The organism is Candidatus Uabimicrobium helgolandensis, from assembly GCF_041508025.1.
Classification (GTDB): domain Bacteria; phylum Planctomycetota; class Uabimicrobiia; order Uabimicrobiales; family Uabimicrobiaceae; genus Uabimicrobium; species Uabimicrobium helgolandensis.
The window spans coordinates 3,838,681-3,857,070 of sequence record NZ_CP165719.1 but is presented as its reverse complement, the minus strand read 5'-3'; the positions used below and the strand labels follow the sequence as shown (position 1 = coordinate 3,857,070).

The window sequence follows — 18,390 nt, the reverse complement described above, 5'->3', positions numbered from 1 at the left end:
ACGTAAAAAAAATTTCTTGTAGATATTCTATGCAAATACAACTTTCAGCACGTCGCTAAAATAATCGGCAAAATGGCAGTCGATACCTTCCTTTATTTTCTCTGGTAACTCTTCAAAGTCTTTTTTATTCTCAAGTGGAAGAATAATTGTGGTAATGCCAACTCTCTTAGCAGCAATCATCTTTTCTTTCACACCACCAATAGGCAAAACTTTACCCGTTAGCGTTAGTTCTCCTGTCATAGCAACATCTGGTTTTATTGGCTGTTCTTTTGCAAGAGAGTAAAGAGCCGTTGCCATGGTAATTCCAGCAGAAGGACCATCTTTAGGAGTTGCACCCGCGGGAACATGAAGATGTATAAAGTGTTTATCAAAATATCGAGCGTTAATACCCCATTTTGAAGCTTGTGAACAAATGTAAGAGTAGGCAATATGCGATGACTCCTCCATTACTTTTCCTAATTGTCCAGTTTGTTTATAGCCGCCATTTTTCGAATTTTTCGCTGATGCTTCTATGTATAATGTCGCTCCTCCCATGCTTGTCCATGCAAGGCCCAATGCAACCCCATAGACGTTTTTGTTGTATAGCTCTTCTTGGGTAAATTGCGGTTGTTTGAGGTAGCTAATTACACTATCCTTATTAGAAATATGTACAGAATTTTCTTCGCCCTCTGCGTGTTTACGCAAAACTTTACGCATAATTTTGGCAATAAGTTTTTCTAAATTTCTGACACCTGCTTCACGTGCATATCCATCAATAATGAATCTGAGCATATTTTCGTTTATGCTTATGTCTTCTTTTTCGAGACCATGATTTTCAAGTTGTTTTTTTATTAGGAAGTCACTGGCGATATTTAGCTTTTCTTCAAGGATATATCCTGAAAGTTTAATGATCTCCATACGATCAAGTAGTGGTGCAGGTATTGTATCTAATTGATTTGCGGTTGTTAAAAATAATATGTTCGACAAGTCAAAACGCACGTCGAGGAAATGATCTAAGAACTCTTGGTTTTGCTCAGGATCTAAAACCTCTAACAAGGCAGATGCTGGATCACCGCGAAAGCTAGTGCCGATTTTATCTATTTCATCCAACATAACCACAGGGTTTTGTACATTCAAAGTTTTTAAACATTGGATAATTTTTCCTGGCATCGCGCCAATGTATGTACGACGGTGTCCTTTAATTTCAGCCTCGTCGCGCATTCCACCAACAGAAAAACGATAAAATTTGCGTCCTAGAGCTTTGGCTATAGATTTTCCAATGGAAGTTTTACCAACACCTGGAGGGCCTACAAAACATAGAATTCCGCCATTTACTTTTTTGGTTTTTATGATCAAACTCAAAAACTCTAATATTCGGTCCTTGGCATCTTCTAATCCGTAATGATCAGCATCTAAAATTTCTTGTGCTTTTTTAATATCTAAATTGTCATCACTGAAAACGCCCCAAGGAAGTAAACTAATCCAATCTAAGTAATTTCGACACACATGATATTCTGGAGAGGTTCTCTCTAAGGTTTTAAATTTTTCGATTTCTTCATCAAAAATTTCTTGTGCTTCTTGAGAAAGAGTCAAATTTTCTAGTCTTTTTGTGAATTTTTCGACGTCAGTAACTTTGTCATCTTTTTCTAAACCAAGTTCTTTCTTTATGCCTTTTAATTGTTCGCGTAGGAAAAATTCTTTTTGCTGTTCTGTTATTTTACTTTCTATATTTTTGCGTATTTTTTCTTGTAATTGTGCAAGTTGAATTTCTTCTTGTAGCAGTATGAGAAGTTTTTGTGCGCGATTAATGAGATCTAAAGTTTCCAGTAAGTCTTGTCTTTTTTCTGGAGGGGCAGTTGTCATAGAGGAAACTAAATCAATGACTGGTCCAGGGTCATCATAAGATATATGTGAAATAAATAGTTTTAGTTGTTCTTGAAATAAAGGATTTAATTTTAACAGTTCTTTTACCGAAGAAATAATGGCCATAGTATGAGCTTTTAACTCGTCGTCGGGTGTGCCTTTCATATCGTGTATATGTTCTACATCCCAATGTATGACTGGCTTTGTTGTTTTTTGATTTACTTTTCGAATGCGGCATACACCTTCAAGCATGATTTGAACATGCTCCTCGTCAACTGTCGATATTTTGTGTACACGCGCGGCTGTTCCATACTCATAAAGTTCTGAATCTAATAACTCTTTTTGAGAATCTTTTGCTAACACAACTCCAACTATTGCCTGTTCCTTCTTTTTAAGTAGTTCAACTGTTTTGTTGAGAGAATCGTCACTAATTACTAGAGGAATTAACATTTTTGGAAATAATGGTATATCTAAAATTGGTATAATAGGCATAGTCTCGGGTAAAATTTCTGAGGCAACGATGAGTTGATCGTTGAGCTCATCTTCGTTTAGCTCATTGTTTATTTTATCGTTTATTTCCGATATGTTTTGGTTGGCAGTAAGAGCTTCGGTAATTTTATCTAATTGTTCCTTTGAATATTCTATTTCATCTTTTAATAATGTGTTTTCATTTTCAAAATCGTTATCATCTAGCTTATTGAGAGCAGGTATGTCTTTTTCTTTTTTAGATAAATTATTATTGTCTAGTTGAGTTTTGGAAATTTGAATTTTGTTTTCTATTAATTCGTTTATCTCGTCATGAGAGTTATTTGGAACTTTGTTTTCTGATGAATGATTTTTTTCATCTTTAGATAAACTCTTGTTGGGTATTTGAGTTTTGTGTTCTACTAATTCGTTTATATCATCGTGAGAGCTATTTTGAGTTTTGTCGGAGTCTGGTGTGCAATCTTTTCCACCTTGGCTAGATGGCTTGGATTTATTACTTATTTGCTGTTTATCTTGAGAGTTTTCTCGTTCTGGTTTATTTTCCGATTTTTTGTCTTCAGTGCTCATTACCATCTCCTGTAATCTTAACAAACAATTTTCAAGCATTAGAATTTATACTAATATTGCTGTAGCAAAAATAATGCCGCGATGTTAAAAGAAATCATTGTGTAAAAACCTGGAAGTATTTTTTTGAATTAAATGAAAGTTAAATATTTGTGTGTTTTGGTTTTTTACGTAGTAAAATAGGAGTTTAGGTTCTAGTGCCTTGAATAAAATTTTTATGACTCTGGGAATTTCAAAAAATACAATTTTTTATTTCTATGACTAATTGATATTTATTTTTAGCTCATATTTGACACATGTTTTGTTATTATGACCTATAAAAGACATCTTTTAATGGATAAAATCTATTTTAGTTATATAGAGGAATATTTTGGAAATAAAGAGTCAAGTCATAAAAAAACTACAACATGACACAAGATATATTAATTGTACTTTTTACTTAGATGAACCTGTTGCGTTTCTGGGTAATTGCCGGTTTGAAAATTGTAGTTTTCGCGGTGAAGAAGTGGTGATGGAATGGATTGTAAAGTGTCAATTTCAGAATTGCAATTTTAATAAACTAGTATTACAAGAAATGTCTCACATTGATATGAATGGTGGTTACATTTCTCATTTGCAAATGATGAAAATAAGAGAACAAGCTAGGTCCGTAGATAATAGTCTCGAATTTATCCAAGGTACACATATTTGCCAGTTGACTTGGTTAAACGTTTTGTTTATGCCTGAAAAATTATTTAATTTGCATAGCTTACAGGTTTTACATTTAGGAAAAGTAGCTAAATTTCGCAGTTACGAGTATCCAGAAGAGTGGGATTTTTTTGCTTCTGTACAGGGAATACCAGAAGACTGTTATGGTCGTTGGGGAATCGAGGCTCCTAGATCAAGCGGTGCTATTAACTGGACTGAAACTGAAACATCTGTTGCCCGCTTTTCTGAGGAAATTGTTCAGTTACGAAATCTTCGAGAGCTAGATTTAAGCAATTGTTTAATTCATTTAATTCCTCATGAATTATATAAGCTAAAACATCTTGAGAAATTGAATTTAGCTTCTAATCGAATCGGTTATTCTTATTTTTGGCCGGAGGAAAACGAAGGTCTTTACTATGATTGTATCGGTTCCATACCACGTAATTTTTCAAAAATGAAAAATCTAAAGGAATTGGATTTTTCACATAATAGAATAAAACTTTTTCCGTATCATCTTGGTTATTTAGAAACTCTAGAAAGATTAGATCTCTCGTTTAACGAACTTACTTATGTTGCGCCATTCATATCAAATTTGCGGAACTTAAAATATTTGGGTTTGAAAAGCAACAAGCTAAATGATATTCAGAAGGAAAAGGTAATATCTTTTTTACCTAATTGTAAAGTAGATGTGTAGTTATCTCTGTTTGAGTAGGTGGGTTGTCATGAATAAATGGAAAATGTATACTTTTTTGTTTTTATTTCCGATATTGATTGCGAGTGAGCAGTTTGTTTATATTTCACATGTTGAAATTGAAAAGAAAAATGAGGCTGGAAAGCATTGGGATGGTTTTTATGGGAAACCTGATATTATCGTGGCTATTTCTATCTGGCAAAATAGCAAATGGATTAATATTTTCAATAGCGAAAAGTTTCAAGATACTTTTGAGATAGAAAATACTATATCTACGGAAATTTCTATTGATGAAAATCAAAAAATGCAATTTTCAATTTTGGATAAAGACTTGCAAAAGAGCGATGCTATTGGAAGTACCGATTTTATTGTAACTAAGAGTATGTTATCTGGAAAAAAACAATCACTATCATTTGGGCTTGTAAAAGGTTTAACTTTTTTTACAAGACCTTATAAAAATAAAGAACAAAAAGAAATTTATTGGGAAAAACAGCTTAAAAAGATTAGTACTTACGAGAAAGAGATCTTGAAAAAAGACGCTCTAATACAGAAATACCAATTAGAAATTAACGAATTGCACAATCAGGTAAAAAAATATCAACAAAAATATGGAACAAATGAATTTGAAAATGTATCTGATAGTGCAAAAGATTTTGCGAAAAAGCAATCTAATCCCAATAACTTTTCTTTATATCGCGATATAACGAGTTTATTTAGTTTACAATATCCACAAGCATGGCGTATTTCTCATGAAACTCAAGACGGCTTTTTTTCTACGATATTTACAGCTGACAATAAAGATGAAATTTGTATAGAAACGTTTTTTAATGAAAACGAAACGCGTCTATTGACGATTACAGAGCAATATAAAAGTGCACTTCCAGCTTTTTTGGATAGAAATAGCAATTTAAAAGAAAAATCATTTTCTATTTATGAGCAAAATGGGAACAAAGTTGTTAAAGCTTACTTTTCTGTAGATGAAAAAAAAGAAGATATTGAAATTCACTTTACCCAAAAAAACTATGTTCAGTTTTTTGTGTTAGTGAAACTTTCCGCAACAAATTACAATAGATATTGGCAACAGATACAAAAAAACATGCAATTTTTTCCGAGTAGATTTATTAATAAGCGCAAGGAACAAAGAGTAGTTACTAGTGAGGTTGTACAGACTGCCAAAGAAGCCACAGTACTTGTTCATGCTGAATATGATAATAACCAACGAGGAACAGGAACAGGGTGGTTTATTCATCCTAGTGGATATATCATTACCAACCATCATGTTTGCTACAACCACAAAAACAATCGCAAACAAGCAAAGAATTTATATGTATCTTGGGATTCTGGAGTTGCGAAGAAAAAAGTACAGGCGCGTTTAGTGGCTTCCTGGTACCAGGAAAAACCTGTAAGAAAAGATATTGCACTTTTAAAAATAGAAGGCGAAGGGCACGCATTTTTGCCAATTGCAATGCCTAAGCATACTTTAGAAAGTGATCGTATACTAGCACTTGGTTTTCCGCGCACAGATGTTTTTGGTGGTAATGACATTACTATAACAGAGGGAACAATAATTCGTTTAGTTGAAAATATTTATGGGAAATTAGATGTTATTTATATTGACGCTCAAATTACTTCTGGAAACTCTGGAGGGCCTTGTTATGATTTGAACTTAGGGGGAGTTGTTGGTGTAAACACTGCTATACACACGGGTAGTTTGCACGGTTATAATATTACTTTACCTATTTCTATTGCTGTAGAAGAATTTCCCGAAGTTTTATATCCTCACGATCGACCACTGGAAGTAGCAGATCATTTCAAACTGGCTTTATATTATAAATCGCAAAAGTGGTATCGCGGTGCTGTACGCGAATTATTAGAACTTACGCGTTTGCAACCTGAGAACGACTTGTTTTGGGCACTTCTTGGAAAAACATTATTACATGATATTGTTTTCAGCGGCACACGAGGAAAAAAACCACAAGATCAAGCTGTTTCATACTTAAAAAAAGCTTTGAATATCAATCCTAAAAACTTCACAGCTTTAACGACCTTAGGTATATATTACAAAAGTATTAAAGATAGTGCTAATGCTCTCATTTATTATAATCGTTTGGTTAGTTTTTATTCTGAAAATAGTAGAGCTTATGTATCTCGTGCGCAGCTTTATATGCGAGAAAAACGTTATGAACAGGCAAGAAAAGACGCGTTATTAGCTATAAAATTTCAAGGAAGTTCAGCAGTAGAAGCCCATTTAATACTAGCGCAGATTTTTTATAAAGAGCAACATTTTACTCTAGGGAAAGAACAGTATCAAAAAGCTCTTGATATAAATCCCCACTCTTTACCAGCGCATTTGGGAAAAATTGCTTACTACTTACACCGAAAAGAGTACCTGAGTGCTGAAATTGAGTATACCCTTCTCTTGGATAAATATCCTAATAATACACGAATTGAACTTACGGTTGCACGTTTTTATTATAGCTATCAGAAAAACGCTGCTAAAGCACTAAGTCATTATCAACAGGCACTACAAATATTTAAAAAACAAAAAATGACACCTAATCTAGCAATACTGCGTATGATTTCTTCACTAGCACGCGAGCAAAAAAAATACGAATTAGCTCTTGAGACCTACTTTGAACGCCTTCGATTAGAAACAGATGTTTCTGAACAATTTGATGTTTATGTTGGCATAGGACATATATATTTTTTGTTAAAAAAACAGGCTTATAGTGATGCCTACTATTGTTTAGCATTTGCTACCTCTCCTAAAAATAAACGTGTAAAGAATTTTTTAGGAGATAAAAAACTTACTCCTCTATCGGTAGCAGACTTAAATGAATTGATGCTGACGCAGCCTTCGCAAATTATTGCAAAAATTATACTTGTTGCAGATCTTGATTTTACGTATACCAAAAAACAAATACAAGAAATGGCCACTAAACTTCCAATGAGCATATCCAATTCACTGTTACTGCGTGCAAAAAATAAATGGAAACCTCTTCGGCCGAAGTTTAAAGAAGTGACTAACAAGATCAATCGTCACCTAACCAAAAATGGTATACTCAAGGTTGCAAAATTTTATACTGAGAACAATAATTGGTATGTCGATTTTTCTTTTACTAATAACAATAAAATTGCTATTTCGAATTTACAAATTAATGCGAATCTTCAGGATCAAAATAGAAAAACAATTAAAGTAGTTTTTCTCGATCCAAAGGAAACCTTATTACCTGGTCAGACAATCAATTACACAAAGATTTATCTTGTGCCATTTGTGAAATATGCGCATGCTCGCTTTCTTTATTTACAGTTATATAACGCAAAAGAAAGTCACAAGCTATCATCAACGCAGGTTTCAAAAACATTGAATTTTGCTGTTGGAAATTTACAAGGAACTTACTATGAAAAAGGTAGAGCAATGCAGCAGCTCTTTGCAAAAGAGAATTTTATATTGAAATTAAAAAAATCGCCAGGAGCGTTTAAAAATTTACTTACTACGGCAAAAAATGAAGTTGATATTGCTTTTACTCAGTTTGATAGTTGGTTAGCAACAGCCATTGATCCGCAGCTGAAAAAACAAATATCGCAAGTTGCAGTGGTTACTCCAGTTGGCACAGAAGAGATCCATATTCTGGTTCATCGTAATGCTAGAATAAAGTCTTTGCAAGACTTAGAAGGAAAAACAGTACACCTTGGAGCCGATTCATCTGGGACATCTATTACTGCCGGAATTCTTCTTAATATGGCAGGCGTTAATGTCGCAACTCTTACTCCTGACTATTCATCGCCGCAACTAGCTATACAAAAGTTGCTTCGCGGTGAAATAGATGCAATGTTTTATACCGTTGGTGCTCCTGTCGCGCTATTTAAAAAAGTAGATAAAAGCTATGCTGATGTAATTAGTCTTTTAGAGTTACAGCCAGAGGTGATTGCAAATATTCAAAAAAAATCTACAGGTATATACGACACCACTACCATTAAATCGGGAACATACCCATGGTTGAAAAAAGACACAGTTGTTTTAAATACATTATCTCTGCTAATTGCAAATCGTTCTCAGTCAGTAGCAACGATCAAAAGAATATTTGAATTGATATTAAAAAATAAAGATGTTCTACAAAAATCTCATGCTAGTTGGGGAATTATCAACGAAGACTTGTTAAAACGAATACCGCAATATTATTTACATGAAGGCGTAAAATAGTCCTAAGTTCCTAAGTGGAGATATACAGTGATAAATAATGATGGATTTGATCAACTATTTTCAGAAAATCAACGCTATAAAATAATAAAAAAAATAGGCGAAGGAGGTATGGGACAGGTATACCAAGCTTATGATAAAAGACTTGAGCGCGAAGTAGCATTAAAGTTTTTGATGGGAGTAATTAGCGATAAAGATTTAAGAAGATTGCGACGAGAAACCAAACTCATGGGAACGATGAATCATCCAAATATTGTTAATGTCTACGACCGAGTTGACAATATTGAAAGACCTTTTATTTCTATGGAACTTATTAAAGGTTGTTCTTTAGACGAACACGCACAACAAAAACCTATGACAATAAAATCAATAGTATCGTTGATGATTAAAGTTTCGCGGGCAATTGAGCATATTCATAATATCGGTGTTATTCACCGCGACCTTAAACTAGCGAATATTATGATCGACGACAATGGCGAGCCGAAGGTTATGGATTTTGGTTTAGCAAAAATGATTGACTCTAAGAGTCAACTGTCGAGTACAGGCGCAATTATTGGCAGTGTTCACTATATGTCTCCTGAACAAGCGAAAGGAAATTCTTCTAAGATAGACTATCGCAGCGATATTTACTCTTTAGGAGTAATTCTTTACGAGTTATTAACTGAAAAGAAATTATTTGAAGGCTCTTCGGTGAGTGTACTTTTTCAAATTTTAAATGAACGTCCGAAGAATCCACGGCAAATAAAAAAGAAAATTCCAAAGGATTTAGAATTTATTTGCTTAAAGGCGTTGGAGAAAAATGCTAAGAATCGCTATAAAAATACAGCAGAATTGATACAGGATCTTGAACTTTTTCAGCAAGGAAAGTCTATTCGTGGAAAGTACTTATATAAATGGAAGGTTTTAATAAACGCGTTGAGCATCTTGGTTGTTTTTATTTTCGCTATGATTGTTTATTTACTTTTATCCCAAGTTTTGCAACCGAATATCTCTTTGGAGCTAATAGATCCAAAAAAAGAAATGTCGTATAAAAAAGAAAATTCTTTAGTAAAACTTACCTATAAAGTAACAGGAAACATCAAAAGAGTTATTTTGGAAAAAATTACAGAGAAAAAAGCTTATGATTTTCGCATAGAGTTAGCTGTACAAGACAATAAATTATTACCACTAAATCGTGAATTGCCAGAAAATAACAGTGTTGAGCTAAAGGAGCAGAAACTATTAATAGATACCTCACTAAATTATGGAGAAAATAAATTTTTGACTATTGTGGTCAATAACAAGGGAAACCGTATAGAAAAATCTCAAACTTTTTATCGCGAAATGCCAGGAAAAACGCGATTAGCTGTATTTCGCGGGAATATTGAGCGCAGTGGAAAATACACAAGTATAGATATAAATAAGAAGCCTAAAGTAAAGAAATTTGAAGGCGGAGGAAAGTCCTCTCCGGTTGCAGTTGACAATGTCGTTTTTTATAATAACAAAGAAACTTTACGTGCTGTAGATGTTGTGAAAGAAAAAATACTTTGGGTATTTCCTTTATCATATGAAAAAGAGTCTTCTACGCATAGTCCATGTTGGGCAGATGGTTTTATATTTTTTGGTGAAAATAAATATCTTCATTGTTTAGACGCTGAAACTGGAGATGTTAAATGGAGCTATCAAACAAAAGAGAGTGATGCTTTTCTTGTAAGACACATTATAGTTGCTAATGGATTTGTTTTCTGTTCTCGAGGTAATTATTTTTACTGTTTGGATATGTATAGTGGACAACTTTTGTGGCACTCAAAACATTTTCCTTTTATAAAAACACCTCCGGTAATTTCGTCAAAAAATAACACTCTTTATTTTTGTGTAGGGGATGGAAGATCTTCTATCCATGGATTAGATATAGATACAGGGGAGCAGAAATTTATAAGCCGAGATTTTAGAAAAGTCTGGTGGTCTTGTCCTGCATTACACAAAGACAAAATATATCTTCCGGCCTTTGAGGGGGATCTTTATATTATTGATGTAATAACAGGTAAGATAAAAAGATATCAACGTAATATTTCCCTTCGGAGGAAGAATATCAGAACCAGATTATCTTTTGCGGTGGAAGACTCTGCTCAATACTTAGCAATCCCAAAGGAAAATCTGTTGAAAAAACTCAATCTTGATCAGAAAAGTGAATCAGTATGGCTTCGTATGTTTAGAAGTACAGTGAAAGAAAAAAGAATAACTTCTCCTATTATCACTGACAATAATATTTATATTGCTGTTGACAAGTCTATTTATGCTTTAACAAAGACAGGTAAACATTTGTGGAATGTAGAGACACAAGGAATTATCTTTTCTTCGCCTGTAATAGAAGATGGTATTTTGTATTGTGCTAGCACAGATGGCTATCTTTATGTATTAGAATAACTATGTGGTAAAACTACTTAATTTATTTTTAAGAAAAGTTTTTTGCGCACTAGATGTTGTTGCTTTCAATGCTTGCTCAAAGTATTTTTTAGCTAACAGTTGTTTGTTTTCACGGAAATATAATTCTCCTAAGGTTGCTGGTAGTAAAAAATAATTGTCTAGTTTTTTTTCAATATAGTGAAGCCTTTTAAAGGCTTTGGCTGTTTGCCGGTTAAAGTACTCTGCTATAGCAAAGTTTAATTGTATAATAGGTGTGTTTTCTATTTGAAGTAGCAATTGATATTGGCGACAAATACTAGACCAATTTGTCGAAGAAAAATCAGGAGCTAAGGAGTGTTCTGCAGCAATGCCTGCTTTCAATATATGAGTGCATAAGGTGTTACTTTGCGTTGCTTGTTGTAAATGATATATTCCTTTTGAAATGAGTTCTGAGTTCCAGCCACTGCGATTTTGTTTTTCCAAAGTAATAATAGTGTTTTGTTCACCTAAACGACTAGAAAATCGCGACATATGCAAATGCATTAGTGCTAATAGTCCGTGGATTTGGGGTCGGTCGTTAAGTAGATTTAAAAGTAATTGTGCAAGGCGTATTGCTTCACTGCATAATTCAGTGCGAATAATTTTATTTGGGTGAGAGGATAAATAACCTTCATTAAACAAAAGCTCTAAAGTAAGAAGTACAGATTCTAAGCGTTTTTCCAGAGCTTTTTGGGGAATTTCAAAAGAAATATTTTCATTGCGCAGTTTTTGTTTGGCGCGAAACAAGCGTTTATTTATGTTCATTTTTGTGGTTACAAGTGATGAGGCAATCTCTGTTATGTTAAAACCACATAGAGTTTTCAAAGCCAAACACACTTGGGACTCTTGTTGTAAAATAGGATGACAACAGTAAAAAATAGTACGTAGCAAACTATCGTTAATCTCTTCAACACCTGATTGTTGATATGTATTTAAAAACTTACATTGTAACTGTGGTAAGATTTTTTTTTCGTAATGTATTTTTCTCCGTAAATAATCAATGTATTTTTTCTTAGCGACATCCATTAACCACCCACCGGGATTATCAGGAAGTTTATTCTGCCACGATTCTAATGCAGCCACTAAAGTTTCTTGAACAATGTCTTCTACCACGTCTATATTGTGTATACCTACATATCGAGTCATAATTGCTTTTACTTTGACGGCCTCGTAACGATAAAGTTTTTCGAATTCAGCAGAGCTGTACCTAGACATTACATCTTTCCTAATAACGGTCGAACGATAAGTGCAAAATGATTTGCAAAAGGTGAACTTTTTGCTAGAGAAATAGCTTCGTCAATGTCTACAGCAGTAATAATAACAAAACCAGCTATGACTTCTTTACTTTCGATAAACGAGCCATCAAAGAATGTATTGTTATTTTTTAAATATGCGCCTGTTTGTTCTAATTGTTGTCCTGAGATAAACTTGTCACCTATTTCTTCTACCCATGCGCGAAATTCTTTTATGCGTTGAGGCATATTTTCAGCGGCATAGTCCGATTCCATTTTTCCTTCAATTAAAACTAAATATTCTTTCATGATATTTTACTCTTTATTGAAAAATTATTGTGCAATAAAAGCGCTTCGAATTTACTCATATTGAGTATAAAAAAAAAATGATGAAATAAATATAATTTTTTGTCTCATTTTTTTGTGCCCATTCGACACCATTGTAAATTCAGATAGTAATAAACATTTATATAAAGGAAAAAATTATGAAAAGCGTTATTTATGACAGCGTTGTACTACCAGCTTCACCAAAAAAGTTATTTGATATGTATCTTGATGCGAAAATTCATGGCGCTTTCACTGGTATACCGGTGGAGTCTATAGGGAAAGAAAGTGGTACTGAATTCAAAGCTTTTGATGGAAAATTACAAGGAACAATTCTACAAACAGTTGATTCCTTGCTTATTGTACAGACGTGGCGTTCGCCATCGTTTAAAGAGCAAGATGTGGATTCAACACTTATTTTGTCTTTTTCGGAACAGAACAATGAAGGCAGGATAGATCTTGTTCATGTCGATGTTCCACAGCATGATTATAATTGTATTGTTGAAGGTTGGAAAGAACGCTACTGGAAACCGTGGCGCGCTTATTTAGAAAAGTAGGTGACAAGTTAATTGATTTTAAGTAGGGCGTGTCATCATTCAAAATATTGTGTGTTTTTTCGAGCCCGAGCCCGTTTGCGAAACTTTCACTAACAATTTATCAAAGAAGCAAAGTTTCTTTTTCCATCGCAAAAAACTAGTATTGAACCAATAAATCACTTTCTGTCGCTCTCAAAAAGTTTTCGGGCGCGGGCTCGCAAACGGGCTCGGGCTCAATACTACTGGCGTATCATTAAATGAATCCGTTATATTTTTATCTGTATTGAATGATGACCGCCCTAGTTATGCACAATCAAGTGCATAACTGCTAGATCTATTGTTAGAAGTCTTCTAGAGTTTTTCTAGCACTGTTAGAGTTATATCATCATGTTGTTCTTGGTCTTTCATGAAGGACTCTAAATCTTCGAGTATTCCGTAAACCATATCTTGTGGGTTTTTATCGCGGTGATGATTGATTATTTCTAGTAGGCCATCCATTTCAAGCATATCGCCTGTTGGAGACATTGCATCGGTAACTCCATCGGTATAAAAAACAACTTTATCACCAGCGTTTAGTTGTAATTCTTTTTCTTCTAGAAAATCTGTGATATTGTCTTTTACACCTAGAACGACCCCACCAGCTGGAGTAGCTTCCGGAGCAGTATCTCCTCTTATTGTAATGAGGTTTTCATGTCCTGCGCCTGTGTAGACGAGTTTTTGAGTTTTGTTGTTCCAATGAACTAACAACATTGACATAAAAATAAAAGGTTCTGTGTTGTCTTTTAGGATACTGTTAGTTTCTAGTAGAATTTCTTTGGTTGATAATTGACTATTGTAGAGAAAATGATGGAGAATTAGTCGTGCCATTACCATTACGAGTCCGGCGGGAACACCTTTGCCGGATACATCTCCGATTACAATAGATAGTGTTTCATTTTCTGCATGGGTGATAAAATCGTAATAATCACCACCTACTTGGCGCGCTGGAATCATTTTACCATAAACATTTATGCCCTGAATTTCGGGTAAAGTTTTTGGAAGTAAGCCCGATTGTATTTTGGCAGCAATACTGATTTCTTGCTCAATGCGTTCTTTTTCTCTTAGCTCTTCATATAGAAAAGCATTCTCTAGTGCAATGGCAGCTTGATTAGAAAAAGAAATCAGAAAGTCGAGATCGTGTTCTGTAAAAAGCCCAGACACTAAACGGTTATCCACATAAACAGCGCCTATTGTTTTATCTTTAATATTAAATGGTACACAAAGAATTGAACGTAGTTTTAAGTCAACAATGGATTGCGATTGAAACCGACCATCTGCTTGTGCATCTGAAGTCAAAACTGGTTCACCAGTTTTTATTACTTTTTGTACTATACTTGTTGACAGATTACTTTCAGATGTAGATAGTTCTTTTTCGTCTATGTTTCTTGCTGCTTTAAAATTTAAGGTGTCATTGTCATTCAAGACAACAAATCCACGCTCGGCTTTGAGCTCACGAATTACCATGTCCATGATGAGATCGAATAATTTTTTTGAATCTAGGACTGAATTAATGGTTGTAGAAACTTTTTGTAGTGTAAGTAAACTTTCTCTCTCAGCTTTAAGCTCTTGTACTTGGTTGATAAGAGTTGTATTTTTTGATGTTAGAACTTGTAATTGTTCTTCAAATTGTTTTTGCATTCCACTTAGTTTTTCCTGGATACTATCTACATATTCTTGTCCCATATCTTTACTCGCTTCAAGTTGTTTTTTAAAGTTCTGTATTTGTTTCTGGTATTCTCTTTCACATGCAGATATCTCTTGTCCGAATTCTCGTAGTTTTGCACCAATATCTTTTTTGTAATCGACAGTCGAAGTTTCTCGCTTACATTGTTTAATGAGGAGGTTCGTTTTATTTTGTAGAGGAACAATTTCTGCTTGAATATATATTTCTTTTGCTTTTTCAAGCTGGTTTATAGCTACTTTGATAAAACCCTTCTCCCCTTCTTTTTCAAAATGAAGGAGTGCTTTGCCGTACTCAAAGTATGCTTTTGCTAGTTCTAGTTTGTTGACAACTCTTTCTAGTAAAACAATTGCTGATACAAAATGTTCTAGTGCTTGTTGGTTGTGTCCTCTTTTGCTACAAAATATTGCGTATCTAGTGTGTATTTTGGCTGACATTATGTCATCGTCATGTTTTTTACTGATTTTTAGAGCTTTGTTTAGAGTTTTGTTTGCTTCGTCATCAGCAAGAGTTTCTGATAAACTTAAGTATACATCAGACAAAGCCCATTTCATGTTTAGAGATAAAAATAAAGTTTCACTTAGGCTAAAAATTTCTTGTGCTTCTGATATTTTTCCTTGAGCAGCATAGGTTTGACCTAATATTTTGTATGCTGTTGCCGATGCAGATTGAATTTTTAAATCATCGAATATTTTTATTGCGCGTTTAATAAATTGCAATGCTTCGGTGTCTTGTTCAAGAACATTCATTGCGCGGCTAATTTCTAACAAGGCATAACCTTCACCTATTTTAACTTGGCTTTCTTCTGCAAAACTCAAACATTCTTTGTATATTTTGAGGGAACGAGAAAATTGTCCGCGTAATTCAAATAGTTTCCCTAAGTTGATTTTTACTATAATAAATCGCTCGCGATCACCAACCATATTACAAATGTAAGAAGCTTCTTCCAAGTAACGATATGCTAAATCTATTTGACCTTTACGAATATAAGTACGAGCAATTCCCTCTGCTACTTTTGCTTTTAGTGGGAGATTTTCAGAAGAATGTAGTATTTTGAAAGCCATTAAATAGTGATTCATTGCGTTAGGCAGTTGACCTTTAACTGCGTGAATAGAAGCAAAAGAGCTGTAAATAGAGGCTTGCAATTCTATATTTTTTTCACTTTTAGCAAGTTCTAGAGATTCGCTGAGTAGCTTCTCTGATTCGTTGTACGACCCCATTACGATGTAAATAGAAGCCATTGTTAAAAGTTCTTCTGCGATTTTTTGCCCTTGATTACGTAAATTAGTAAGTAAATTTTTATAATGGTGAATTGCTTTATCAAAAAGGCCATTTTTGAAAGCGGAATCACCTATTCCCTTATCAATTGCGTTGTTTGTCTCTAGCTTGTTTTGTTGCACTATGAGCAAACTTTTTTCAAACACAGTCAAGGACTCTTTATATTGCCCACAAAAAAGATGAATGTTACCAAGTTTAATCAATAGATCTATTTGTTGTTGTGGTGTTGTTTTGTAACCTATATTAATTGCTTTATGATAGTAGTTAAGGGCAGGACTGTATAGGTACTGCTTTTTGCACATATCACCTGATTGAGTAAGATAGTAGAAAGCTTTACTGGTTTGCGAGGCTTGTGTATAGTGATAAGCTAGGTTCTCTATATTATTTTGCAGATCTTGTTCTTCTAGTTGCTCTGCTATTTTTTTGTGGAGGCCACGTTTTTTAACAACAGGTATTTTGTTGTATATTTTTTTTGCTAACTTTTGTGACCCTATGACATAGCTTTGGTTTTTCTCTAGAATAAACCCTGTAGTGATTAATTTTTCGAATACTTGATTTAGTGTTTGAGAGTTGAGTATTTTTTCAATCAAGGTTTGAGAAAGAGGGTGCCCTGCGATAGCCGCAAGTTGGATAATCTGTAGCTCTTTTTCATTGAGGGATGTGTATTTCTCTAGAAGAGACTCCTCTAATAAATTAGGACGCTTTATTTTACGCAAGTCATCTATGTCAATAACCCACAAGCCACCTTTTTGATAAATAAGACCATCATTTGCAAGTTTTTTAATTGATTCTTCTAAAAGAATAGGCACTCCGCAACTTACTTCATATAGCTTATCTAGTACATTAGAATCCATGTATTGGTTATTAACCATGGAAGAAAATAGGTTTTTTACATCATCTTTTTTAAGAGGTGTCAGCTCTATTTCTTCGCAAATTTTCTTCCATTGGAAACTAGAAGTGAATTTATGCAAGGGAATTTGAGCACTTTCAAGAAAGCTATTGTGTGTACAGCATACGAATAGTGAAATGTTTTGCGTTTTTTGTACAAATTTGAGTAGTAGTTGGCAATTTTTTTCATCGAGATTGTGAATATTATCAGCAAATAAAGATAAAAAGTGGTATTTGGATATTTCAATAAAAAATTCGCAAATTTTTTCTTCGATAAGATTATTAGCAAGAGGTTTTTCTGGCTTTATATGTGAATAGTAGTTGTCTTGTTCGAACAAATTTGGATTTAGAGACCACAATACGTTTCCCCACCTATCGAGTATTTCAGACAAGATATTTGGCGCTTCTTTTTTAAAGTGTTCTAGTATTTGTTCAATGGCTTGTGAGAATATAGGATATTCTGTAGAAGTTCTTAATGTACAGTCTGCTAATATAGAAATAGTGCCTTCTGCGATTTGCGATTGAAAGTGTTTTAATAGTGCCGTTTTTCCAATACCGCTTTCTCCAGAAATAGTAATGAAATAGCCTCGTCCTTTTAGTGCTTTTGAAAACCCCAAGGATAATTGTTTTAGCTCATTTTCTCGACCACAGAATTTAGGATTTGAGAGTAGATGTTCTCCGCGTTCTATTTTGATGTCGCGTATTTCCGATTTCCCTGCTAGCTTTAGCATAGCACCTAGAAGTTCTTCTGCTGATTGAAATCGTTTCGCTGGAGATTTTTCAATCAATTTCATAATAATTGTTTCAAAGCCAGGAACTATTTTTGGGTTCACCTTGCTAGGAAGACAAGCTGTTGTTTCTACTTGTTTCAGTACAGTGGTGATTATGTCATTGCTTTTGAATGGAACCTCACCTGTGACAAGCTCATAAAATAAAACGCCCAGCGAGTATAGATCAGCACGTGTATCTATTTGAAAGCCTTTTATCATTTCAGGAGCCATGTAATTTAAAGTTCCCATGATGTCTGCTTTGGGATCTAAGAAGTTTTGTACGTTGTCGTATGTAGCAAAACCAAAATCTAGAATTTTTGGCTCTAGTTTACTATTTATTTTTATATTATCAGGCTTTAAATCGCGATGTATTACGCCTTGTTTATGAATATAATCCAATATTTTAGTGATTTCAGTACAGACATCAAATATTTGAGAGAACTCATATTCTTTCAGTGAATTCAAAGAAGAACCATCCACATACTCCATTGTAAAGAAGTTTTCTCCTTGTTCAAAAACTTTTACAACTCCTGGATGATTTAAGTTTTTTATAGAGATAAATTCTCTTTTAAAAAGAGTTTGCTCTCTTTCTGAATCTAGGCTTTGAATGAGCATCTTTAATGCAACGTTTTTATTATTATTTTGATCTGTAGCTAAGTAAACTTTTCCTACGCGGCCACTGCCAAGTAGTTTTGTTAGTTTATAGCGGTTATCTATAATATCGCCTGTTTTATATGTATGCATTAT

The 18,390-nt window shown here is 33.9% G+C and carries 8 protein-coding genes; 4 read left to right on the top strand and 4 right to left on the bottom strand.

Going from position 1 to position 18,390, the window contains the following annotated elements:
- Window positions 1-27: 27 nt before the first annotated feature.
- Window positions 28-2,895, bottom strand: a complete 2,868-nt coding sequence (lon, locus tag UABHE_RS14080; RefSeq protein WP_372370973.1) for an endopeptidase La — start codon at window positions 2,893-2,895, stop codon at window positions 28-30.
- Between the two features lie 367 nt (window positions 2,896-3,262).
- Between lon and UABHE_RS14075 the strand changes: the two genes are divergently transcribed.
- Genes UABHE_RS14075 through UABHE_RS14065 form a run of 3 tightly spaced genes read left to right on the top strand, consistent with a single transcriptional unit; the run spans window position 3,263 to window position 10,877 of the window.
- Window positions 3,263-4,273 (top strand): leucine-rich repeat domain-containing protein, encoded by a 1,011-nt coding sequence (locus UABHE_RS14075; protein ID WP_372370972.1) that lies wholly within the window; start codon window positions 3,263-3,265, stop codon window positions 4,271-4,273.
- Window positions 4,274-4,301: 28 nt separating this feature from the next.
- Window positions 4,302-8,474 (top strand): TAXI family TRAP transporter solute-binding subunit, encoded by a 4,173-nt coding sequence (locus UABHE_RS14070; RefSeq protein WP_372370971.1) that lies wholly within the window; start codon window positions 4,302-4,304, stop codon window positions 8,472-8,474.
- 27 nt (window positions 8,475-8,501) lie between these two features.
- Complete coding sequence (locus tag UABHE_RS14065) at window positions 8,502-10,877, top strand: protein kinase (protein WP_372370970.1); 2,376 nt, start codon at window positions 8,502-8,504, stop codon at window positions 10,875-10,877.
- Here the strand turns inward: UABHE_RS14065 and UABHE_RS14060 are convergent, their stop codons facing one another.
- Together UABHE_RS14060 and UABHE_RS14055 are read right to left on the bottom strand one after the other, a co-directional pair.
- On the bottom strand, window positions 10,878-12,110 hold the full coding sequence (locus UABHE_RS14060; RefSeq protein ID WP_372370969.1) for an RNA polymerase sigma factor: 1,233 nt from the start codon (window positions 12,108-12,110) through the stop codon (window positions 10,878-10,880).
- Window positions 12,110-12,436, bottom strand: coding sequence for a YciI family protein (locus UABHE_RS14055; protein ID WP_372370968.1), 327 nt, complete (start codon window positions 12,434-12,436; stop codon window positions 12,110-12,112). Before UABHE_RS14055 ends, UABHE_RS14060 begins: the two co-directional genes overlap by 1 nt.
- A 176-nt stretch (window positions 12,437-12,612) precedes the next feature.
- Between UABHE_RS14055 and UABHE_RS14050 the strand changes: the two genes are divergently transcribed.
- Window positions 12,613-13,008 carry an SRPBCC domain-containing protein gene (locus tag UABHE_RS14050; protein WP_372370967.1) on the top strand — a complete coding sequence of 132 codons (396 nt, stop codon included), beginning with the start codon at window positions 12,613-12,615 and terminating at the stop codon, window positions 13,006-13,008.
- Window positions 13,009-13,338: 330 nt separating this feature from the next.
- Here the strand turns inward: UABHE_RS14050 and UABHE_RS14045 are convergent, their stop codons facing one another.
- Window positions 13,339-18,387, bottom strand: a complete 5,049-nt coding sequence (locus tag UABHE_RS14045; RefSeq protein WP_372370966.1) for a SpoIIE family protein phosphatase — start codon at window positions 18,385-18,387, stop codon at window positions 13,339-13,341.
- Window positions 18,388-18,390: the final 3 nt, after the last annotated feature.